Below are 20,886 nucleotides of genomic sequence, written 5' to 3'. Positions count from 1 at the left end.
GCGGCACGGGGTGCGGGAACGGCACCCCGGGACTGCCCTCTCTCAGACGTCCAACTGCCGTACCAGTTCCCGCGCGAACGCCTCCGCCGCCGGTGCCGTCCAGCGTCTGCGGTGCCGGGCCAGCCGCACGGGGACATCCGCGAAGCGCGGCCCTCGCACCCGCGTCAGCCGCCCCTGACTCAGATGCTCCTCGACGGTCGTCAGCGGCAACAGCGCCAGCCCCAGCCCGGCGGCGACGCAGGACCGCGCCGCGTCCACACTGCCGAACCGGGTCAGCCGGGGACCGGCCCCGGGCACGGCGAGCAGCCGCCGCTCCAGCTCGTCGCTGTACGAACACCCCTGCTCCAGCAGGAAGAAGGACTCCGTCGCCAGCTGCGCCCAGGTGGCCGTGCGCGTACGCGTCGCGAGCGGATGGCGGGGAGCGCACACGAGGGCGAGTGGCTCGCGCGCGACCGGCTCGGCCGTCACCTCCGGAAAGTCGGCCTCGCCCTCCAGCAGCAGCGCCAGATCCAGCCGCCCGGCCCGCAGCCCCGCGACACACTCCGCCGTACCGGCCGCGTACAGGTCGACGTCGACCTCGGGGTGATGCGCGCGCAGGGCCACGATCACGCCCGGCAGCCTGGTCGAGCACAGGGACTCCGGGGTGCCGACCCGCACCCGCCCCCTCACGACCCCGTCTCCGTCACCGCCACCGGCCCGCAGCCGCTCCACGGCGTCGAGGACCTCCTCCGCCCCCTCCAGCAACCGCCGGCCCGCCTCGGTGAGCAGCGTTCCCGTGGGCAGCCGGTCGAAGAGCCGGGTGCCCAACTCCCGCTCCAGGGTGCGGATGTGCACGGTGACCGTGGACTGGGCGAGGTGCAGTTCGGCGGCGGTGGCGGTGAAGCCGCCGGTCCGGGCGAGGGTGGTGAAGGTGCGCAGCAGTCGGGTGTCCACGGCGCCAGCCTAGGCCTCCCATCGACATAACCGATGGACTGGATCGAAATCAATCGTTGGACGCGATCGCCACGCGGTGACAGCGTGGAGCCATGACCAACAACATGACCAACGACATGACCGACGAAGCGACCGAAGACACGACCGACGACATGACCGACGAGGCGACCGAAGACACGACCGACGACATGACCGACGAGGCGACCGAAGTCACGACCGACGACGCGAACGGAACGAGCCCCATGAGCCGCCCCCGGCCGTCGGCCGGGCCGCCGCGCCCCGAGACCCTGCGCTACTCGGCCTTCACCCATGACCCGGCGGGCGGCAACCCGGCCGGGGTGGTGCTCGACGCCTCCGGCCTCGACGACGCGACGATGCTCGCGATCGCCGCCGAGGTGGGCTACTCCGAGACGGCCTTCGTCACCGCCGCCGACGAGACGGCGCGCCGGTTCCGGGTGCGCTACTTCAGCCCGCTCGCCGAGGTGGCCTTCTGCGGGCACGCGACCGTCGCCCTGGCCGTGGCGCTCGCCGAGCGGCTGGGCCCCGGCGAGGTCCTCCTCGACACCCTCGCGGGCGAGATCCCCGTCGCGACCACGGTCGACGCCGCCGACGGCACGGCCCGCGCCACCCTCACCAGCGTGCCGACCCGCTCCCGCCCCGCCACGGGCCCCGAACTGGACGCGACCCTGAAGACCCTCGGCTGGTCCCCCGACGACCTCGACCCGGCGCTGCCGCCGCACGTGGCCTTCGGCGGCAACGACCACCTGGTCCTGGCCGCCGGCTCCCGCGCACGCCTCGCGGACCTGGACTACGACTTCGACGGCCTCGCCAAGGTCATGCGGCGACACGACTGGACGACCGTCCACCTGGTGTGGCGCGAGTCCCCGGACCACTTCCACGCCCGCGACCCGTTCCCCGTGGGCGGTGTCGTGGAGGACCCGGCGACGGGCGCTGCGGCAGCGGCCTTCGGCGGCTACCTCCGCGCTCTCGGCCTGGTCACCGCCCCGACCACCCTCACGATCCGCCAGGGCGAGGACATGGGCCGCCCCAGCGACCTGCGGATCGACGTGTCACCCCAGGACCCCCGCACCCGGGTCACCGGCCAGGCCGTCCCGATCGAGTAGGCACACGCGTCACGGACCTCCTCCGAACGCACTCCCCCTCTACTTCCGACTACTCCGAACGGAGTACTTGCCTAACTCAAGCAAATCTATATAGTTGAGTGAGTTAAGCAAACTAGTGCCGCCCTCCCCCGAGCCGCGACACACGGAGCGGACGGAGACCGCCATGGACGACGCGCCCCAGACCCCCGCGGGCCCGGGCCCCCTCGCCTCGTTCGCCCGCTTCGTACTGTTCGGCGGCGGCGTCGGTCTCCTGTCCAGCGGCGCGGTGGCCCTCCTCGCCGACTCGATGCCCTGGGCTGTGGCCAACGCGATCATCACCATCGCCTCCACCCTCCTCGGCACCGAACTCCACGCCCGCTTCACCTTCGGCGCCGCCCACCGGCCCGGCTGGCGCCAGCACTGGCAGTCAGCGGGCTCGGCCGCCGCCGCGTACGTCGCGACGAGTGCCGCGATGCTCGCCCTCCACGCCGCACAGACCTCCCCCGGCACACTGACGGAACAGATCGTCTACCTGAGCGCCTCCGGCCTCGCCGGTACAGCCCGCTTCCTGATCCTCCGGCTGGTCGTCTTCGCCGCGGACCGCGGCCGCAACGCGACACCCGCGCCCGGCCCGCAGCTCCGCATGCCGACCAAGTCGGCACCTTTGCCCACACTGACCCTGGCGTAGGAGAAGGTTGTGCACTGCTCGAACGAACGGCGCCGGCCAGCCTTTCGAGTGATGGCGCCAGGGCGAGTTTCGAAGTAGTTTCAAAGTCGTGACCATCGAGAACGCAGCCGTGAACTTCTCCGAGCTGGTGAACAGGAACAGAAAGACGCTTGCCCGGCTCCAGGAATCGCCGAGGTTGCTCCTGCACCGCAGAGACGGCGAGGATCTGGTCCTCACCACCGCGGCGCGGGCCGAGCAGGACCAGACCGTGGTGTCGGCCGCCACCCGGATGCTGGCCGCGATGGCACGCCGGGAGCCCGGCAGCATGGAACTGCTCCTCGACATACTGCCGGACGCCTTCCCGTGGGTCCGTTTCCTGCCCGACACCGATCTCCACGCTTTCGCCGTCGAACTGGTCGACACCATGCGCGCCGCCGACTCGCTCGGCAACAGCGCGTCCGTCGCCCAGCTGCTCATCGCCTGGCAGCACACCGCTGAGGTCTACTCCGACCCCGAGCTGCCGGCCGCCCTGACCAGGGACCACGACGAGGACTACGGACCGGCACCCGACCCGCGGGACGTCGCGTGACCGCGGGCCGCGGGCCGCGGGCCGCGGCGACCGTGCCGCGCCCCCGGCACCGGACGGCCACTGGGACGTCCGGTTCGCGGACGCGGCCTCGGCCAAAGGCTGGGAGAGCCTGGCCCAACAGGCCCGCGAGAACACCTACCGCGCTTGGATCACCATGCGCACCGCCCCCAGACCGGCCGCCGAGTCATCCCGGCACCACCGACTCAAGGGCGGCCTGGCACATGGCACCCACCGCGGACAGACCTGCGAACAGTGGCAGATCGAGGTGACCGGCAGCGGCCGCATCTGGTACCTCGTCGACACCGCCCGCGACACTTTTTGGATCACCTTCGCAGGCACTGGGCACCCGCGAGCCACAGACCGACGCCGAGCCGGGCCAGCGGGGCCGTCGGCGGATCGGGACGGCGAGGATCCGGCCGGTCGACGCGGCCGGTAGACCGATACGGCCCTCGTCCTCGGCCGGGTCGACCGACAGCCGGCCGAGGTGTCACTGGAGCGTTCGGGCCGTCCTCACCTGGACGAGCGAGGAGACGTGGGTGGGCGTGATGCGCCTGGTGCCCACCCACGGCTGAGCCCAGTGCTGTCAGAACCCGCCGAAGTCCACGTCCTTCGTCTCGACGGTCCCGGCCGTCCGCCCCGGCGCCTTCTGGTAGGTCCAGTACAGGTTCGTGTGGGCGATGACCTGGTCCGGGGACGGCGCACCCCACGCCGACTTGTCGCCGGTGGTGTGGGCGTCGCCGACCAGCGTCGCGTCGTATCCCCTGACGAGCGCGCCATGGAGCGTCGAGCGGATGCAGGCGTCGGTCTCCGCGCCGGTGACGAGGAGCCGGCCGACCCCGAGACCCGCGAGCACGGCCTCAAGGGTGGTGTCCTCGAAGGAGTCGCCGTAGCTCTTGTGGACGAGCGGTTCGGTATCGCCCGGGGTCAGCTCGGGGACGATCCGCCAGCCGTCGCTCCCCTCCACAAGGCCCTCGTCGGAATGCTGCACCCAGACGACGGGGACCCCGCCCCGCCGTGCCCCTTCGACCAGCGCGGCCACGTTCGCGACGACCGTGTCGCGCTGGTGGGCCTCCTGTACGACGTCGCGCTGCACATCGACGACGAGGAGTGCGGTGTTCGGGCGGCCTTCGAGTGTGGTCACGGTGTCCCCCTGAAGCGTGCCGGATTGACGTCTCACACACGCTAGCCCCACCCACTGACATCGACAGCCGGGAAGGCCTCCCGCGAGCCACCGACAGATGATTGCTTGACTTAAGTAAGTCGATTGTGATTGCGTAAGTCAAGCAATCAGAAGGGGCCCGGTCGAGCACGCCGAGCCCATGGACCGGGGTCGCCAAGAGCGGAGGCGGCCCCAGCGCGCCGGACCCGTGGGGACGGGGCACGGCGCGATCGGCGGCCCGGCGGCCGGAACACTCCCCCCATTCCGCCGCCGGGCCTGTCGGTATCGACACCGCCCTGCCACCGACCCGATACCGGCACCGGCACCGGCACCGGCACCGGCACGGAAACCGACGACGACTCGGACAGGACCTCACCCGCCATGGACCCCTCCAGAATCCCTCCCGCGGCGAGCCCCCATCCCTCCGCATCCACCCGCACCCCCACCACCGACCACCCGCACCGGGCCGCCCCCCAAGGCCTCCGCCGGGCTGCCGACGCCACCCTCGCCACCGCCCTCTTCGCCTGCGCGTTCCCCGGGAGTCTGATCGCGTGGCCCGGGCAGGGGTTGGGGGTGCCGTGGTGGCCGGGCGTGGTGCTGGCCGGGGTGTCGTGCGTGGCTCTGCTGTGGCGGCGCGATCGCCCGCGCACGACGGCGGTGGTGACCCTCGGGGCCGCGATCACGGCGTGCGCGCTCGGTTACCTGCTCACCGTTCTGCTGCTGGCGCCGTTGATGGTCGCGTTGCACTCGCTGGCGGTGCGGACGAACCGGAGGACGGCCAACTGCTTCACCGTCACCGGTATCGCGATGCTGGTGGCGACGGGGCTGTTCGCGGGGCCCGACGGGGAGCCGTGGGTGCTGAAGCTGATCGGGCCGACGGCCTGGCTGTTGCTGCCGACCTCGCTCGGCACGGTGACGCGCCTGCGCGGGGCGTACGTGGAGGCGGTGCAGGCGCGGGCCGAGCATGCCGAGCGGACCCGGGACGAGGAGGCCAAGCGGCGGGTCGCCGAGGAGCGGATGCGGATCGCGCGGGATCTGCATGACGTCGTCGCCCACCACCTCGTGCTGGCCCACCTCCAGGCCGGCGCGGTGGGCCGGTTCGTACGGACCCGGCCTGAGGAGGCGGAGCGGCTCGTCGCCGAACTGGCCGGGACCACGACCTCGGCCCTTCGCGAACTCAAGGCCACCGTCGGGCTGTTGCGCGCCGAGGGCGACGACGACGAGCCCGCCGGGTCCACGCCCGGTCTCGCCCAACTCCAGGAACTGGCAGCCTCGTTCGAAAACGCCGGGCTCACGGTCACCGTGGCCGGCGAGGGAGAGCCCCGGCCGCTGTCCGCCGGCGCCGAGCTCACCGCGTACCGCATCGTCCAGGAGGCCCTCACCAACGTCACCAAACACGCGGCCACCCGCACCGCCGAGGTCCGCCTCGCCTACACCTCGAAGCAGCTCCGCCTCACCGTCTCCAACGGCACCGCCGGCCGCGGCACCGGCCAGGACACGACCGGATCCGCGGCCCCCTCCCCCGGCGGCGGATACGGCCTTCTCGGCATGCGCGAGCGTGCCCACTCGGCGGGCGGGCGCCTTCGGGTCGGACCGCGGCCCGACGGCGGCTTCGAGGTGGTCGCCGAGCTGCCGCTGCCCGGCTGACGGGGAGATCGGGATCTCCACGAGAAAAAGTAACTTGCGTAAGTCAAGCAATCGACTTATGGTTGAGTAAGTCAAGCAAAGGGAGTGCCTGACGGCTTCCTCCCCTTCTTCCCCATCCCTCGCTCCCGTCGGAGGCACGCCATGTCCCACCCCCTTGCCCGACCCGCCGACGCGGGGTCCGGTACCCCGCCGCGGCCGAACGCCGTGGTGGCGGTGCTGGCGCTGGCCGGGATCGTCGTCGCGCTGATGCAGACGCTGGTCATCCCGATCGTGCCGGAGCTGCCGAAGCTGCTGGACGCGCCGGCCTCGGACACCGCCTGGGCGGTGACCGCCACCCTGCTCGCCGCCGCCGTGGCGACACCGGTCGTGGGACGGCTCGGTGACATGTTCGGCAAGCGGCGGATGCTGCTGCTCAGCATCGTGCTGCTGGTGTCCGGCTCGGTGGTCTGCGCCCTGGCCGACTCGCTCGTCCCGATGATCATCGGCCGGGGTCTGCAGGGGCTGGCCGCCGCCGTCATCCCGCTCGGCATCAGCGTCATGCGGGACGTGCTGCCCGCCGAGCGCCTCGCCGGGTCCACCGCCCTGATGAGCGCCTCCCTCGGTGTCGGCGGCGCCCTCGGTCTGCCCGCCGCCGCGTTCATCGCGGACAACTGGGACTGGCACCTCCTGTTCTGGACCTCCGCCGCCCTGGGCGCCCTGTCCTTCCTGCTGGTCCTGATGGTCGTACCCGAGTCGAAGGTGCGCACCGGCGGCCGTTTCGACCTGGTCGGTTCACTCGGGCTGTCCGCCGGACTGGTCTCGCTGCTGCTGGCCGTCTCCAAGGGCGGCGACTGGGGCTGGACGAGCGGGACGACGCTGGGACTGTTCGCCGCCGCGGTCGTGATCCTCACCTCGTGGGGCGTCTACGAACTGCGGGCGAGGCAGCCGCTGGTCGATCTGCGGACCACCGCCCGGCCGCAGGTGCTGTTCACCAACCTGGCCTCGATCGCGCTCGGCTTCTCGATGTTCGCGATGTCACTGGTCCTGCCGCAGCTGCTCCAGCTGCCCGAACAGACCGGCTACGGCCTCGGCAGGTCCATGATGACCGTCGGTCTGGTGCTGGCCCCGCAGGGTCTGGTGATGATGGCCATGTCCGCCGTGTCCGCGGCGCTCACCAAGGCCAAGGGGCCGAAGGTGACGCTGATGGCCGGCGCCCTGATCGTCGCCGCCGGCTACGGCCTCAACATCGTCCTGATGAGCGAGGTCTGGCACCTCGTCCTGGTCTCCTGCGTCATCGGCGGCGGTGTCGGCTTCACCTACGGCGCGATGCCCGCCCTGATCATGGGTGCCGTGCCGGAGTCCGAGACGGCCGCCGCCAACAGCCTCAACACGCTGATGCGCTCGCTGGGCACCTCGTTCGCCAGCGCCCTCGCCGGCGTCATCCTCGCCCAGATGACCACCGACTTCGGCGGCTACGCCCTCCCCTCCGAGAACGGCTTCAAGGTCGTCATGGCGATCGGCGCCGGCGCCGCCCTCCTCGCCTTCCTCCTCGCCTCCTTCATCCCGAAGCGCCGCGCGGCCGTCCAGGCACCGGCCCCCGAGGGCCCGGCGGAGCGGGCGGAGGTCGCCGGGGCGAAGGCATAGCACCCCCCGCCCAGCGCCGCACCCCCACACGGCACACTCCCCACACAGCGAAACCCCCAGGCCCAGGGCCTGGGGGTTCGTTGCCGTCTCGTCGGCGAAGCTCCGGCTACTTCGCGTCGACCAGCTCGTGCGGCGGCACCTGGACCGTGCGCTTGCCCGGGTCGCCGCCCAGGATCACCTTGCGGAGGGCGATGTTGTTCTTGTGGTTGGTCTCCTGGAGACGGTTCTCCGGGTTGGCGATGACCTGGATGTAGTACGTGCCGTTCGGCAGGTCGGTGACGTCGAAGGACTGGCCGGGACGGTACTGGGTGTACGTGTCGCCGGAGCCGACGTCGAGGACCTCACGCACGGAGATGGCGTCCTGCGAACCGCACGCGGTGGACAGGTCGGTGTTCTCCGGGTGCCAGTTGGCGTTCTTCACCGTGTAGTCGACGGCGTCGGTGTTGGCCAGGCAGAACGCCTCCTTGCCGGAGCGCACCTCCTTGGTCTGGTCCTCGCTGAGCAGGCGGTAGCTGGCGAAGTCCGTGAAGTGCCAGTGCTCGTGGCCCTCGCGCGGGTCCCACTCCATGGTGCCGGTGGGGGTGTAGCCGACCTGCTTGCCGTCGGCGTCGTAGAAGTACTGGTACGCGTCCATCAGGTCGGCGCCCGGCTTGCGGAAACCGTCGACGACGAGGGGCGCGGGGCCCGCGTTCCAGACGTTCGCGCTGAAGGCGAGGTAGTCCTTGCCGGCTACGTCGCCGTCCTCGCCGTCGGTGATGGCGATGTCCCAGGCGGGCAGCGACCGCAGGTCCGGCTTGGGGGTCTTCGCCGGGGCGCCCGCCTTGCCGGTGGGCCGCTTGGGGGCGGCCTTCAGGGCGGGAGCGATACGGGAGCCGTCGGTGTGGCCGGTGCCGTCGCCCAGGTGGTTCGCCAGCCCCCGGTCCTGCAGGGCGTAGGACAGCTCGGGGGGCGTCGGGGCGTCGGCGCCGCGCGGGCCGTAGTGGTGATTGTCCTGGGCCGGCTGACCGGCCGGGGCCGACGGCGCGGCGTGGCCGCCGCCGTGCCCACCGCCGTGGTGGGCGGAGGACGACGAGGACTTCGACGTGGTCAGGCCCGCGCCCGCGCCCTCGCCCTCCTCGGTCTCCTCCCGCACGGTCACCTTGATGGTCGGCCGGTCGTCGGGGATGCCGAACAGGTCGCGGTACTTCTTCGCCACCCCCACCTCGGCGGTGTACTCGCCCACCGGCAGGTCCACCGTCTTGTCGTAGTCCCAGTTGGTGGTGTTGGTGGCCCAGCCCTTCTCGACGCCCCACACCGAGCCGAGCGTCCACGGGTTGGTGGGGCAGCTCTGCGGATAGTGGTTGGTCGCCGGGGCGTCCGGGCGGATCCGGCCCGAGGCGTTGTTCGGACAGAAGTTGCCGTCGCTCGTCGCGACCTCCTCCCCCGCCGCGTTCTTGACCGAGACCTCCAGGAAGCCCTTCAGCCCGGAGAAGTCGTCGACGGTGCCCGCCGGCAGGGTCTTCGTCTTCGTGGTCTTGCCGTCGCGGAGGATCTGCTTGGCGACGATCGGGTCCTTGTACGACTTCCGCGTCACCTGGAACTCCAGGGGCGCGTTGTCGACCGAGACATACGTCCCCAGCTGCAGCTGGACACCCGCGTCCCACTCGTAGCGGGTGAGCGTCACGGAGTTCGACGCGGCGATCAGCTTGAGCTGCGGCTTGCCGGGTGTCGCGGCGGGCGCGGCACCGGCTCCGGGCGCGGCTCCGGCGACGGCGGCCACCACGGTGAGCGACGCCAGGGCGGCGAGGCCCGGCCGCTTCAGGCGGCTGCGGCGGTCCCGACCGCCCGTGGGGCCGGTCGCCCCCTCGGCCGCCCCGCCGGTCTCCGGACTGTTCGGGCTGTTCGGGCTGTTCGGGCTGTTCATCTGGTTGGTCATCGGTTCCTCGTCTGCGAGTGCCATGGTCAGAGGCATCGGACTGGACAGCCCACGGACGACGGCCGGCCGACGGCACGGGCGCACCCCAACACGCCTCGGCCCGGGCCGGACTCGCCCCGGTCGCCCTGTGAGCACCCTGTGAGATTGGTAAATGGTGTGCACGGGTTGCCTGTTGAGGCGGAATTCGACGCAAGGAGTGGCGAGCACGCGTCAAACACATGCCGGCACATCCCTGCGAAACGGGCTCCAAGTCCCCGGCGGATCCACGCAGGAGCGTCACACAGCCTGCACACAGCCCTGAGAATGGCTCGTTAGCGTTGCTGACCGCTCGATCCGCTCGATCCCACGTGCGAACGTGACCGGGCCGCGGCCCGGCGGGTCGACGGCATGCCAACACAGGAAGACCTCGATGGACTACTGCTCCTCATGTCGCCGACATCTCAACGGCGCCCTCGTGTGCCCCGGCTGCGGCGCCTACGCGCCCGACATAGCCCCGACCACGATCGACAGCCGCGTCGCCCCGTCCCGGTCGGCCGGGACGACGACCGGGTCGGTGATGATCCCGCTGCCTCCGACGACACCGGCCGCACCGGTGCCGGCGGCGACCTGGGAGTACGGGGTGCGGGCGGGCGACGGTTGGCACGACGCGGCGCCGGTGGAGGGGTTCCCGGCGGACGGGGCGCCGGTGGAGGGGTTCCCGGCGGACGGGTCTCCGACGGACGGGTCTCCGACGAAGGGGCTCCCGACGGTAGGGGCGATGTCCGGCAGCGGGTACATCGACGCCGACGCAGACGCCGACCTGGACATGGACGTTGACGTGGACGTCGAAGGTGTTCCGGTGGCGCCGCAGGGGCGGGCCGCGCGGCGGCGCCAGTTGGCGCGGTGGAAGAAGAACCAGCGCCGGGCCGTGGTCGCGACCGCCGTCGCGCTGGTCGGCGGCGGACTGACCGTCATGGGGATGGACCGGCAGTCCACCGACCGCACCCAGGCGGCCACGGCCCCGGACGCCGAGAGCCTGGGCTCCGTCGAGGAACAGGGCTCGCAGCGCGGCCGTACGCCGGCGACGGAGACCGACGACGCCAAGCGCACCTCGGACACCCCCAGGACGTGGTCCCCGTCCGGCGACACCTCGCGCGACCGCTCCGCCGCGGACAAGCCGAACGCCCGTACGGACCACGCCAATTCCCCCCGTACGGCCTCGGCCACGCCGCCCGCTCAGGGGTCGCGGTCCGGCTCCTCCGGCACCGGCAGGACGGGCACCGACGCCGCCACCGGCACCCCGACGGACGAGACGACCACGCCCCCGGCCACGGACGACTCCGACTCCTCGGCCGACACGGGCCAGGGCACCGGCTCGGACACCGGCACCGGCAATGGTTCGGGCTCGGGAAGCGGCAACGACTCCGGCTCGGACACGGGCTCGGGCACCGGCACGGGCTCGGACACGTCAGACGGTTCGAGCTCCGACACGGCGACGACGTCGCCTTCGGGGCTCTGCCTGCTCGGGATCGTGTGCGTGAGCTGACGCAGGACCGGACGCACCCGGGCTGACCGCCGCTCCGGCGGTCAGCCCCTCCCCGTCCCGTCGGCGGTCAGCCCGTCCCCCGAGCCGTCGGCGCTCGCCCGTCAGCCGTCGGCGCTCGCCCTCAGCGGTCGCCCGCGGTCTTCGCCGTCAGTGTTCGTCGGCCATCGGGCGTGGCCAAGAACGTCCGCTGACGCGTTCGATGTCGGTGTTGAACTGCTCCAGGTCGGCGACGAAGCGCTGGAGGCGTTCGGCGGGCCAGTCGGCGATGACGCCGGTGAGGCCGGCGACGAACTCCTCGCGCTGCTCGGCGAGACGCGTCGACCCCTTGTCGGTGACACGGAACTTGCGGGCCACTCCCCCGTCGGGGTCGAGGGTCCGCTCCACCAGGCCGTCCCGCAGGAGCGCCGAGGTCTGCCGGGTGAACGTGGACGCGTTGAACCCGAACGCCTCCACGAAGTCCGGGATGGACATGGGCCCTTGGGCCTCCAGCCTGCTGAGCAGCACATAGGCGCTGCGGTCCAGGGCACCGCCGTCGCGGACACCACGGGGCGTCGACGTCTCGCGGTTCCGCGTCAGGATCAGCAGCTCCCGCTCGATGCGCTCCCCCGCCTCTCGGGCATCCACCGGTCTCCTCCTGGCTGTGCGGCCTCCATGGGCCCCTCACCCTACGTCGAGATTGCGCCATGCAGGGAGAGTGCATGATGCACCATTGATGCACGATGCACTACCTGTGTAGCGTGCATTTCCGTCTCCCTCCCCTCCCCCCCCACCAGGAGATGCCGCGATGAGCCAGGTCGAGACGAGCAGGAACAACCAGGACAACCAGGACCGGACCGGCACGGGCCCGGACGACGAGGTGGTCCGGCTGCCGATGACCAGCGACGGCCCCCTGGACCCGCCCGCCGCGTGGGAGCGGCTGCGGGCGCGGTGCCCGGTGGCCACGGTCGAGCTGCCGAGCGGCGACCGGGCGACGTTCGTGAGCCGTTACGACGACGTCCGCGCCCTCCTCTCCGATCCCCGTTTCTCCCGTCCGCGCGCCGGGGACGACACCGCGCGGCTCTCCGCCGACGGCGCAGGCGGTGTCGCGGCCGACGCGTCCCCCGAGTACACGCTGGCGATCCCGGAGACCGGCGAGCCCCATCTGCGCTGGCGGCGCCAGGTCGGCCGGTACTTCACCGCGAAACGCATGGCGGCCCTGCGCCCCGGCATGGCGAGGGTCGCCGAGTCCCTGCTCGACGACATGATCGAGCGCGGGCAGCCCGCCGACCTCAAGGCGGCCCTCGGCTTCCCGCTCCCGGTCTACGTCATCTGCGACCTGCTCGGCGCCCCGGCCGAGGACCGCGACCGCTTCTCGCACTGGTCCGACGCGTTCCTGAACGTCAGCCGCTTCTCGAAGGAGGAGACGGGGGCGGCGTTCACGGAGTTCGCGCGGTACATGTCCGACCTCGTCGCGGCGAAGCGTGCCGCGCCGGGCGAGGACCTGCTCAGCATGCTGATCGCGGAGAGCACCGCGCTGCCGGAGGCCGAACGGCTCACCGACGCCGAACTCCTCGCCACCGGCATGGGGTTGCTGGTGGCCGGCCACGAGACCACCGCGAACATGATCGGCAAGATGGCCGCACTGCTGCTGGCGGACCGGAGCCGGTGGGAGCAGCTGCTCGCCGATCCCTCCCTCGTCCGTACGGCGGTGGAGGAGGTACTGCGTTTCGACGCCAACCTCGGTGGTTTCGGGATGCGGCGCTATCTGAGCGAGGACGTGGACCTCGACGGGGAACTGCTGCCCGGCGGCACCACGGTGTTCTGCGGCATGTCCTCCGCCAACCGGGACGACCGCGTGTTCACGTCCCCCGCCGAGATGGACCTGACCCGCAGCCCCAACCCCCACCTCACGTTCGGTGCCGGGCCCCACTCCTGCCTCGGCCAGGCCCTCGCCCGCACCGAGCTCCAGGTCGTCCTCGACGTCCTCCTCCGCAAACTCCCCACCCTCGAACTCGCCGTACCCGTAGACGAGTTGCGCAAGGTCGAAGGCCTCCTCGTCGGCGGCCTGCGCGAGGTGCCGGTGCGCTGGTGAAGAAGGGAGGTCTGGTGAAGAAGGGAGGCCTGATGAAGGTCCACGTCGACGAGACGAAATGCTGCGGCGCCGGCCAATGCGTCCTGATCGCCCCCGAGGTCTTCGACCAACGCGACGAGGACGGCATCGTCGTACTCCTCGACGCGACCCCGCCCCCGCCGCACCACCCGGCCGTCCGCGAGGCGGCGGCGGTCTGCCCGGCGGCGGCGATCACCGTCGACGACGAGGCGTGAAAGGCGTGAGAGGTGTGAGAGGCGTGAGCCATCGGCCCGCCGGTGCGTGAGTCGGTCCCCTCATCCCCTCGCCGCCCGATGCGGCCCCAACTCCGCCAGCACCTCACCGAGTTGCTCGGCGGTGAGGGGCGGCTCGGGCAGGGGCGGCGATGGTGTGGCCGTGGACCGGGGCGGGCGGAGGCTGTCGAGGAGGAGGGCGAGGGGGCGGCGCCAGGCGTCGGGGGTGGTCGCGGCGGTGAGGGCGGGGACGGCGCGGCCGAGGGCGGCGAGGGCGAAGAGGACGTCCTCGGTGGTGACGTCCGCACGGACCGTCCCCTCGTCGCGGCCGCGCCCCAGCAGGAACTCCACGGTGCGCCGATTGTGCGCGTGCACGTCCTCCAGGACGTCGACACCCCGCACATGCGTGGTCATGAGGTCGTTCGTGCCCCGGTCCGCCGCCAGTGTGTCGAAGACCGCCCCGAGGTATTCGTTCAGCCCGGTCCAGGCGTCCGGCGCGTTCCGGACCCGGTCCCCGACGGCCATCGTGCCCGTGAGCTGGTCGTGGAAGACGGCGTCGATGAGGGTGGCACGGCTCGGGAAGTGCCGGTAGAGGGTCGCGTTCCCCACCCCCGCCCGGCGCGCGATCACATCCAGCGGCGCTTCCAGGCCCTGCTCGGTGAACACCTCGTGGGCCGCCGCCACCAGCAGCTCCCAGTTGCGCTGCGCGTCACGCCGCCGTGGCGGCGGTGTCGCACGGCCCGCACGGCCCGCACCGACGGTCATCCTGATCCTCCGCGATAAGCGGGGACTGCTCCCCGGCGTCGATGCCCCGATGTTATCGTCGAGCGACAAAACGGGGACCACTCCCCGAATAGCTCCCGCACGGCTGACGGGCCGGAACCGGTGACCCCCGGCCCACCGACGGCCCACCGACGGCCCACCACCCACGGCCGCCACGAAACAGCCGCCGCTCCCTCTCTCCCTCCCTCCGCGAACCGAAAGGCGACGACCGGACCATGCGAGCACCCACGCTGGACGAATTGGCCCCCGCCGGCCACGACTTCGCGACCGACCCCTACCCGGTCTACGCGGCTCTGCGCGCGAAGGGCCCCGTGCACCGGGTGCATCTCCCGCAGACGGGTGACTGCTGGCTGGTGGTGGGCCGGGACGCCGCGCGGGCCGCGCTGACGGACGCCCGGCTGAGCAACGACATCCGCCACTCCGCCTGGGACACCGACGGCGGCCACGCCATCGGCGTCAACATGCTCCAGAGCGACCCGCCGCAGCACAGCCGCCTGCGCCGGTCGGTCGCCGCGCACTTCACGCCCGCCCGGACGGCGGCCTTACGCCCCCGGATCGAGGAGATGGCGACCGACCTGCTGGCGGAACTGCCCGCCGAGGGCACGGCCGACCTGGTGAGCCGGTACGCGCTGCCGCTCCCGGTGGCCGTGATCTGCGAGATCCTCGGCATCCCCGACACCGACCGGGACGTCTTCCACGACTGGTCGACTGAGCTGGTGATGCCGACGTCACCGGAGGCGGCGGCAGGAGCGGCCGCGGCACTCACCGACTACCTGACGGACCTGATAGCCCGAAAACGCGCGATGCCGGACGAGACCCTGCTGAGCGAACTGGCGGCGACGGACACCGAGTCCCTCTCCCCCGAAGAACTCCTGGGCATGGCCTTCCTGATCCTGGTCGCGGGCCACGAGACGACGGTCAACCTCATCTCGGCGACCGTCCACAGCCTGCTCACCCACCCCGACCAACTGGCTTCCCTGCGCGCGGACTTCACCCTCACGGGGGCGGCGATCGAGGAATCCCTCCGCTACAACTCCCCCGTCCACGGAACGGTGTTGCGCTTCGCCGCCGAACCCCTGGTCCTCGCGGACACCCCCGTCTCCCCCGGCGACGCCGTCCAGGTCTCCCTGGCCGCGGCCTCCCGGGACCCCGCCCACTTCCCGTCCCCGGACCGCTTCGACCTCACCCGCCGCCCCACCTCCCACCTGGCCTTCGGCCACGGCCTCCACCACTGCCTCGGCGCCCCCCTGGCCCGCACCGAAGCCACCATCGCCCTACGCCTCCTCCTCCGACACCACCCCCACCTCGCCCTCGCCACCACCCCGTCCGCCCTCACCTGGCGCACCAGCACCCTCCTGAGAGGCCTGCCCGAACTGCCGGTCCGCCTGGGGTGATCGCCGTGACACCTGGGCCCCGGCGACAGCCCGCTGCGCACGCCGGAGGAAGCTTGGCCCAGTGTCGTTACCCCCCAACTTTCAAGGAGACGACCGGAGATGACGAAGTGGCCGGCGCGTAGGGCGATGTTGCGTGGTGGGCTGGGCGGAGGGCTGGCTCTGGCCGGGGTCGGGGCCGGAGGCCGGAGTGCCTGGGCGGCTGTCGGTGGGCAGGGGCGTGGTGGGTCGGTCGGCGGGGGCGGGGAGGTGTATGTGCCGATCGCGGTCGGGGCCGGGGGCGGGCCCGTCGGGAGTGATCGGGTGCATGTGCTGAAGGTGGGGCCGCGGGACGCGGGGACCGTGGTGGTGTTGGTGCCGGGGATGTTCGGGGCGGCGAACGACTTCCGGCTGATGGCTCGGGATCTGGTGGCCTCGGTGCCCGGGATTCAGGTGTGGGCCGTCGACCGGCGCGAGGAGAACCTCGCCGACCGAAGTGGGTTCGGGGGCGGGAGCGGGGACCCCGTCGGGTACTACCTCGACGGGCGGTATCGGTCCCTGGAGCCCGCCGCCGCCGGGTTCATCGGGCGGTGGGGGCTGGAGCGTGCCCTCGACGACCTGCGGTGCGTCGTGCTCGCCGCTCGCGCGGGCGGGCGGCGGCGGGTCGTGCTCGGCGGGCACTCCTGGGGTGCGACCACCGCGTCGGCGTACGCGGCCTGGGACTTCGACGGACGGCCCGGGTACCGGGATCTCGCGGGGCTGGCGGTCCTCGACGGGGGCGTGCGCGGGGCGTTCGAGGGGACCGGGGCGCCCGTGCAGGACTCGCCGGAGGAGGTCCGGGACCGGCTCGCGGCGATCGCCGGCGGGCGGGTGTTCGACATGACGCTCAGCGGGGTCGGACTGGGCAGCCGGGCGGAGAGCACCCAGATCTGGTACCAGCTCGCCGGGTGGTACGCCCATCACGACCCCCGGGGGCGGTCCGTACTGCAGGACCGGGTGCCCGAGGCACTGCGGGTGCCGTTCCCGGTGACGAACGCCGCGCTCCTCGGCTCCTTCGTCGACGCCGGCTTCGGCTGGCCGAACGACATCAGCGTCCACTCCGGGCACCTCGCCGCCGAAGCCGACGCCGACGCCGGTGGCGTACGGGGGTGGGTCGACGACGGGATCACACCGATCGGGCGGGTCGCCGAGGCGTACGCGGGGCCCGTGCCCGGGGTGTGGGAGTGGTACTGGCCCGCCCGGCTCTCCGTCGACCTGGACGTCAGCGACGCCTACGCCGACACCGACCTCGCCCGGTCCCTCGGGCTGCGCCTGCGCCACGCCCCCGGGCTCGACATACCCCTCTACGCCTTCCAGACCAGCTACTCCAAGGGCACCGTCGTGGAGAGCGCCCGACGCGTCGTCGCCGAGTCCCGCATCCCGTACGCCGCGTACGAGTCCGACGAGGGCATGAACCACCTCGACCCGCTCTTCGCCGCCACGGCCCACAACACGGCCACGCGCACCCTGGCGGAGTTCTTGGGGAGGGTGGTCGGCGGGCGGTGACACCCGCTCGGTGACCGCGGTGGGGCCGCGCACGACAACCACGGCGTGCGCGGCCCCGGCTCAGTACCCCTGGCCGTCCGTACCCGTGCCGTCAGTGCCCATGCCGGTCAGTGCCCGTGCCGTCAGTGCCCATGCCGGTCAGTGCCCATGCCGGTCAGTGCCCGTGCCGTCAGTGCCCATGCCGGTCAGTGCCCATGCCGTCAGTGCCCATGCCGGTCAGTGCCCATGCCGTCAGTGCCCATGCCGGTCAGTGCCCCCGGCTCGCCCGTACCCGCGGCCCGTCCCCCTCAGAGGTTGCGCGCCAGCAGATCCAGCAGGGCCGTCCAGTGGCGTTCCGTCGCCTCGGGGCTGTGCATGGCGGTGTCGGCCTGGGTGAAGCCGTGGTGGGCGCCCGCGTAGACCTCGCCGCGGTGGCGGACGCCCGCGGCGGTGAGGCTCCGGTCGAGGCGGCCGATCTGGTCGGCGGGGTTGGTGGAGTCGTTGTCCGCGTGCCCGAAGTACAGCTCGGCGGTGATGCGGTCGGCGAGGAGATGGGGGCTGTCCGGCGCGTCGGTCGCGAGGTACGCGCCGTGGAACCCTGCCGCCGCGGCCACCCGCTCCGGGTACGTCCCTGCCGTCCGCAGCGCCAGCCCCGCCCCCATGCAGTAGCCGGTGACGCCGGCCGGGCCGCCGTTCGTCAGGGGCGAGGCCGCCAGCCAGTCCAGGTAGACCCCCGCGTCCCGCATCGCCGCCTCCGGCGTCAGCCCCCGTGTCGCCGGGCGGATCTGCTCGATGATCTCCGGCCGCTCCGCCGGGTTGATGAACGCGGGCAGCTCCACCAGGGGCGCCCGCCCGCCGCGGTACAGCACGTTCGGCAGCAGGACCACGTATCCCGCCGCCGCCAGCCGCTCCGCCATCCCCTTGAGATGCGGGCGCACCCCGAACGCGTCCATGCAGAGGAGGACGGCGGGGTGCGGCCCGCCGTCGGCCGGGTGGAAGACATGCGCGTCGACGGTCCCGTCGGGGGTGGGGATGTCTGTCGCGAAGGTGTGTACGGAGGTGGAGGGCAGGGCGGAGGTCATGGGCTCTTTTCCTGGTGCGAAGGGCGAGTTGGCCAGCAAAAGCAGAATCCAGAGGTGAAACTGAGTGTCACGCTAGCCACCGAGCGCCATACCCGCAAGCGAGGGTCGGCCGGGAGGTAGCATCGGGGAGTGAGCGAAGAGAGCGGAGCGGCACGTACGGGCGCGAAGGGCGCGGCGAACTCGGCGAGCGCGGCGTCCGGGAGAAGGACGGACCCGGCCCGGACGAACACCAGGGACATCGCGCGGGCCGCCGTACGGGCCCAACTCGCCCAGGTCGCCTTCGAGTTGTTCCTTCGCGACGGCTTCGACAAGGTGACGCTCGACGACCTGGCGACCGCCGCCGGGGTGTCCCGGAGCACGTTCCTGCGCTACTTCGGCACCAAGGAGGACGCCGTACTCGGCGCCTTCGACGCGCACGGCGCCTGGGTCGCCGACGCACTGCGCGCCCGCCCCGCCGACGAGGACGACTGGACGGCGCTGCGGCGGGCGCTGGACACGGTCATCCAGCGGTACCACCATGACCCGGTCGGTTCCCTCGCCACCGCCCAGCTCGTCCGGGACACCCCCGCGCTCTGCGCACGCCAGCTGGAGAAGCAGCACGGCTGGCGGCCCTCGCTGGCCCAGGCCCTGGCCGAACGCCACGGCTCCTCGGACGCCCCGGCCCTCGCCGACACCGTACGGGCCGCCGCCGCCATCGACTGCCTCAACATCGCCCTCGACCACTGGACCGAATCCGACGGCGACCTCGACCTCGTCACCCTCCTGGACGAGGCCTTCGAGACGCTGGCGCGTTAGCGGGGACCGGGGCGGGGCCGGGGCTGGGGAGGCCCGGAGACCGGGGAACCGGGGAACCGGGGAACCGGGGAACCGGGGAACCGGGGAACCGGGGAACCGGCAGCAGGGTGGTGCGGGCCCGCGCCCCGCGTCAGGAGTAGACCATCGGGCAGCCGCGGCGGATCGAGTGCTGGGCGGCGCGCAGGTACAGGGCGACGTAGAAGGCCGTGTCGAGGTCGTCGGCCCAGGGGCCCGGCCGGGTCGCGGCCAGCTCCTTCGCCTTTCCGTCCAGGAACCACATGGTCAGGCCGAGGTTGTCGCCCATCTCCGGGGTCTCGGGCGGCAGTTCGACGGCCGCCGCCAGCCGCTCCGCGAGGGCCAGCACCCGAGGAGCGCCGGCGACCATGGTCGGCTCCGTGTCGCCCGCGTCGTAGCCGGACTCGACGTCCATCCAGATGTCCTCCTCCAGCGGCATCGGCACCAACACCGTCCAGCCGCAGAGGGTTTCCGCCTCCGCGCGCGTGAGGACGGCGTCGCACAGCCTGGCGAACCCGTCCATCGGCGGGACCAGCTTCTCCTCGAAGGCCGGCCCCGATCCACGGACGAAGACCGTCCCCCCGGGCACCGGCGTATAGGCCGGCAGCCCCCGCCGCCGCAGCTCCTCGTTCAACGCCGCGGCCAGGTGCCCCCGCCCCTCCTCGTCCTCACGGAACCAGTCCTCCGCGCCGACGCTCACCAGATAGATGCCCATAGCCGGAAACGTACTGCGCGCTACTGACACCAACGGGGGTGTAGCCGGCTACACCCCCGTTCCGGGAGAGCACTCCCTCGTGGCGAACGCCGCCGAACGGGATCGTTGAAGCACGAGGTCAAGCGGACCTCCCCGGCTCATCTCCGCGAAAGGACACCTCCCATGAAGGCCCTGCTCGGCTCGAAGCCCGTCCTGTGGTTCCTGTTCCTGTTCAACCTCGCCGTCGCCGCGGTCGCTCCCTTCGCCGTCGACGGCGCCCAGGGCATAGCCACCGCCGTCGGTATGGGCGTCGTCTCGCTCGGCGCGGGCGCCGGCCTCCTGCGCGGCCAGGGACAGCGGCAGCGCGCCTGAGCGGGGTTTCCGGCGCGCCGATGAGTGCGAGCGGCGCGCCCGGTCTCTGTGTACGAGGTGTATGAGGTCCGCCGCGTACGTCGTGCCGATGATGGCGTCCATCGGCGCGCTCGTGGTCGGGCGGCACGTGTTCGACATGACCAACGGCTGGGAGGGGACGCCCCCGGCGGGCGAGCACATCGTCGTCGTGTCGCACCGGCCCAGGCCGGAGGGGTGGCACCCGGAGGCGCCGTTCCACTTCGTCGACGGTGTCGCCGAGGGGATCGCGAAGGCCAGGGAACTCGCCGGGGACCGCAACGTCGGCGTGGCGGCGGGCGACGTCGGCGGCCAGGCCTTCGCGCACGGCCTGATCGACGAGGTGGCAATGGACGTCGTCCCCGTCGTCTTCGGCTCCGGCTCCGGCTCCGGCTCCGGCTCCGGCTCCGGCTCCGGCTCCGGCTCCGGCAAGCGGTACTTCGGCTCGACCGACGCCCCACACCTCCTCGACGACCCCTACACAGTGATCCAGGGAGACCGTGTCCTCCACCTGCGCTACCGGGTACGGCGCAAGGTGTGCTGTCCCGTGGCGCACACGGTGGACGCGCCGCCCTCGTCCCCGTCGAGCCGCCTGAGAGTATGGCGCGGACCATCACACGAAGAGGGGTCGAGCATGCTCGTGCTCATACTGTCCGCCGTCATCCTGCTCGTCATCGGCGGTTGCGTCTGCGTCTTCTGGGCAGCTCGGGGCGACGCCCCGCGCTGGGTACGCGGCGTGGCCACCGCGACCCTGGTCGGCGGCGAACTGACCCG

At 72.3% G+C, this 20,886-nt stretch carries 19 protein-coding genes and 1 pseudogene; 13 read left to right on the top strand and 7 right to left on the bottom strand.

Annotated elements, in window-relative coordinates:
* Nucleotides 1-42: 42 nt before the first annotated feature.
* On the bottom strand, nt 43-933 hold the full coding sequence (locus OG202_RS25770; protein WP_327728659.1) for a LysR family transcriptional regulator: 891 nt from the start codon (nt 931-933) through the stop codon (nt 43-45).
* Between the two features lie 242 nt (nt 934-1,175).
* Between OG202_RS25770 and OG202_RS25765 the strand changes: the two genes are divergently transcribed.
* From OG202_RS25765 to OG202_RS25755, 3 genes are all read left to right on the top strand, one after another.
* Entirely contained in the window at nt 1,176-2,057 is an 882-nt protein-coding gene (locus OG202_RS25765) for a PhzF family phenazine biosynthesis isomerase (RefSeq protein ID WP_327732167.1), read from the top strand.
* A 163-nt stretch (nt 2,058-2,220) separates the two neighbouring features.
* On the top strand, nt 2,221-2,724 hold the full coding sequence (locus tag OG202_RS25760; RefSeq protein WP_327728660.1) for a GtrA family protein: 504 nt from the start codon (nt 2,221-2,223) through the stop codon (nt 2,722-2,724).
* Nucleotides 2,725-2,812: 88 nt separating this feature from the next.
* Nucleotides 2,813-3,292 (top strand): hypothetical protein, encoded by a 480-nt coding sequence (locus OG202_RS25755; protein ID WP_328223641.1) that lies wholly within the window; start codon nt 2,813-2,815, stop codon nt 3,290-3,292.
* A 583-nt stretch (nt 3,293-3,875) separates the two neighbouring features.
* Here the strand turns inward: OG202_RS25755 and OG202_RS25750 are convergent.
* Complete coding sequence (locus tag OG202_RS25750; protein ID WP_327728662.1) at nt 3,876-4,433, bottom strand: isochorismatase family protein; 558 nt, start codon at nt 4,431-4,433, stop codon at nt 3,876-3,878.
* Between the two features lie 399 nt (nt 4,434-4,832).
* Here OG202_RS25750 and OG202_RS25745 point away from each other — a divergent pair, with 399 nt between their 5' ends.
* On the top strand, nt 4,833-6,098 hold the full coding sequence (locus OG202_RS25745; RefSeq protein ID WP_327728663.1) for a sensor histidine kinase: 1,266 nt from the start codon (nt 4,833-4,835) through the stop codon (nt 6,096-6,098).
* A gap of 141 nt (nt 6,099-6,239) precedes the next feature.
* Complete coding sequence (locus OG202_RS25740) at nt 6,240-7,721, top strand: MFS transporter (RefSeq protein ID WP_327728664.1); 1,482 nt, start codon at nt 6,240-6,242, stop codon at nt 7,719-7,721.
* A 106-nt stretch (nt 7,722-7,827) separates the two neighbouring features.
* Here the strand turns inward: OG202_RS25740 and OG202_RS25735 are convergent, their stop codons facing one another.
* Entirely contained in the window at nt 7,828-9,660 is a 1,833-nt protein-coding gene (locus OG202_RS25735; protein ID WP_327728665.1) for a lysyl oxidase family protein, read from the bottom strand.
* A gap of 385 nt (nt 9,661-10,045) precedes the next feature.
* On the opposite strand from OG202_RS25735, the gene OG202_RS25730 reads away from it, so the two are divergent.
* A complete protein-coding gene (locus OG202_RS25730; protein WP_327728666.1) occupies nt 10,046-11,161 on the top strand; it encodes an SCO2400 family protein in 1,116 nt (371 codons plus the stop codon).
* A gap of 147 nt (nt 11,162-11,308) precedes the next feature.
* On the opposite strand, the gene OG202_RS25725 is transcribed toward OG202_RS25730, so the two are convergent.
* Nucleotides 11,309-11,785 carry a MarR family winged helix-turn-helix transcriptional regulator gene (locus tag OG202_RS25725; RefSeq protein WP_326580268.1) on the bottom strand — a complete coding sequence of 159 codons (477 nt, stop codon included), beginning with the start codon at nt 11,783-11,785 and terminating at the stop codon, nt 11,309-11,311.
* Nucleotides 11,786-11,945: 160 nt separating this feature from the next.
* Between OG202_RS25725 and OG202_RS25720 the strand changes: the two genes are divergently transcribed.
* Both OG202_RS25720 and OG202_RS25715 read left to right on the top strand, forming a co-directional pair.
* The gene (locus tag OG202_RS25720; RefSeq protein WP_405960704.1) at nt 11,946-13,232 is read left to right on the top strand and encodes a cytochrome P450; all 1,287 of its coding nucleotides are present in this window, start codon (nt 11,946-11,948) and stop codon (nt 13,230-13,232) included.
* A 32-nt stretch (nt 13,233-13,264) separates the two neighbouring features.
* Entirely contained in the window at nt 13,265-13,465 is a 201-nt protein-coding gene (locus tag OG202_RS25715) for a ferredoxin (RefSeq protein ID WP_328224723.1), read from the top strand.
* Nucleotides 13,466-13,525: 60 nt separating this feature from the next.
* On the opposite strand, the gene OG202_RS25710 is transcribed toward OG202_RS25715, so the two are convergent.
* A complete protein-coding gene (locus tag OG202_RS25710) occupies nt 13,526-14,227 on the bottom strand; it encodes a TetR/AcrR family transcriptional regulator (protein ID WP_327728667.1) in 702 nt (233 codons plus the stop codon).
* A gap of 233 nt (nt 14,228-14,460) precedes the next feature.
* Here OG202_RS25710 and OG202_RS25705 point away from each other — a divergent pair, with 233 nt between their 5' ends.
* Nucleotides 14,461-15,639: a cytochrome P450 family protein gene (locus OG202_RS25705; protein ID WP_327728668.1), complete on the top strand. Its 1,179-nt coding sequence runs from the start codon at nt 14,461-14,463 to the stop codon at nt 15,637-15,639.
* A gap of 300 nt (nt 15,640-15,939) precedes the next feature.
* A complete protein-coding gene (locus OG202_RS25700; RefSeq protein ID WP_327728669.1) occupies nt 15,940-17,160 on the top strand; it encodes an alpha/beta hydrolase in 1,221 nt (406 codons plus the stop codon).
* 287 nt (nt 17,161-17,447) lie between these two features.
* Here OG202_RS25700 and OG202_RS25695 read toward each other — a convergent pair whose 3' ends face one another.
* A complete protein-coding gene (locus OG202_RS25695; protein ID WP_328223639.1) occupies nt 17,448-18,221 on the bottom strand; it encodes a dienelactone hydrolase family protein in 774 nt (257 codons plus the stop codon).
* A 129-nt stretch (nt 18,222-18,350) separates the two neighbouring features.
* On the opposite strand from OG202_RS25695, the gene OG202_RS25690 reads away from it, so the two are divergent.
* Nucleotides 18,351-19,016, top strand: a complete 666-nt coding sequence (locus tag OG202_RS25690) for a TetR family transcriptional regulator (RefSeq protein ID WP_327728670.1) — start codon at nt 18,351-18,353, stop codon at nt 19,014-19,016.
* Nucleotides 19,017-19,146: 130 nt separating this feature from the next.
* Here the strand turns inward: OG202_RS25690 and OG202_RS25685 are convergent, their stop codons facing one another.
* A complete protein-coding gene (locus OG202_RS25685) occupies nt 19,147-19,746 on the bottom strand; it encodes a hypothetical protein (RefSeq protein WP_328223638.1) in 600 nt (199 codons plus the stop codon).
* 162 nt (nt 19,747-19,908) lie between these two features.
* On the opposite strand from OG202_RS25685, the gene OG202_RS25680 reads away from it, so the two are divergent.
* Nucleotides 19,909-20,097, top strand: a complete 189-nt coding sequence (locus tag OG202_RS25680; RefSeq protein ID WP_327728672.1) for a hypothetical protein — start codon at nt 19,909-19,911, stop codon at nt 20,095-20,097.
* Nucleotides 20,098-20,173: 76 nt separating this feature from the next.
* A pseudogene (locus tag OG202_RS25675) lies at nt 20,174-20,644 on the top strand (dihydrofolate reductase family protein); the annotation flags it as partial.
* Nucleotides 20,645-20,886 lie beyond the last annotated feature (242 nt).

Source organism: Streptomyces sp. NBC_00310, from assembly GCF_036208085.1.
GTDB lineage: Bacteria > Actinomycetota > Actinomycetes > Streptomycetales > Streptomycetaceae > Streptomyces.
Note: the sequence above shows the minus strand (reverse complement) of the source record. Positions and strands in the feature narration are given on the sequence as shown.

Excerpts from the sequence above, each read along its gene's own strand:
- OG202_RS25745 (WP_327728663.1), top strand. The coding sequence starts at position 4,833 with ATGGACCCCTCCAGAATCCCTCCCGCGGCGAGCCCCCATCCCTCCGCA.
- OG202_RS25695 (WP_328223639.1), bottom strand. The coding sequence starts at position 18,221 with ATGACCTCCGCCCTGCCCTCCACCTCCGTACACACCTTCGCGACAGAC.
- OG202_RS25740 (WP_327728664.1), top strand. The coding sequence starts at position 6,240 with ATGTCCCACCCCCTTGCCCGACCCGCCGACGCGGGGTCCGGTACCCCG.
- OG202_RS25680 (WP_327728672.1), top strand. The coding sequence starts at position 19,909 with ATGAAGGCCCTGCTCGGCTCGAAGCCCGTCCTGTGGTTCCTGTTCCTG.
- OG202_RS25710 (WP_327728667.1), bottom strand. The coding sequence starts at position 14,227 with ATGACCGTCGGTGCGGGCCGTGCGGGCCGTGCGACACCGCCGCCACGG.
- OG202_RS25705 (WP_327728668.1), top strand. The coding sequence starts at position 14,461 with ATGCGAGCACCCACGCTGGACGAATTGGCCCCCGCCGGCCACGACTTC.
- OG202_RS25735 (WP_327728665.1), bottom strand. The coding sequence starts at position 9,660 with ATGGCACTCGCAGACGAGGAACCGATGACCAACCAGATGAACAGCCCG.
- OG202_RS25760 (WP_327728660.1), top strand. The coding sequence starts at position 2,221 with ATGGACGACGCGCCCCAGACCCCCGCGGGCCCGGGCCCCCTCGCCTCG.
- OG202_RS25730 (WP_327728666.1), top strand. The coding sequence starts at position 10,046 with ATGGACTACTGCTCCTCATGTCGCCGACATCTCAACGGCGCCCTCGTG.
- OG202_RS25685 (WP_328223638.1), bottom strand. The coding sequence starts at position 19,746 with ATGGGCATCTATCTGGTGAGCGTCGGCGCGGAGGACTGGTTCCGTGAG.
- OG202_RS25720 (WP_405960704.1), top strand. The coding sequence starts at position 11,946 with ATGAGCCAGGTCGAGACGAGCAGGAACAACCAGGACAACCAGGACCGG.
- OG202_RS25715 (WP_328224723.1), top strand. The coding sequence starts at position 13,265 with ATGAAGGTCCACGTCGACGAGACGAAATGCTGCGGCGCCGGCCAATGC.
- OG202_RS25765 (WP_327732167.1), top strand. The coding sequence starts at position 1,176 with ATGAGCCGCCCCCGGCCGTCGGCCGGGCCGCCGCGCCCCGAGACCCTG.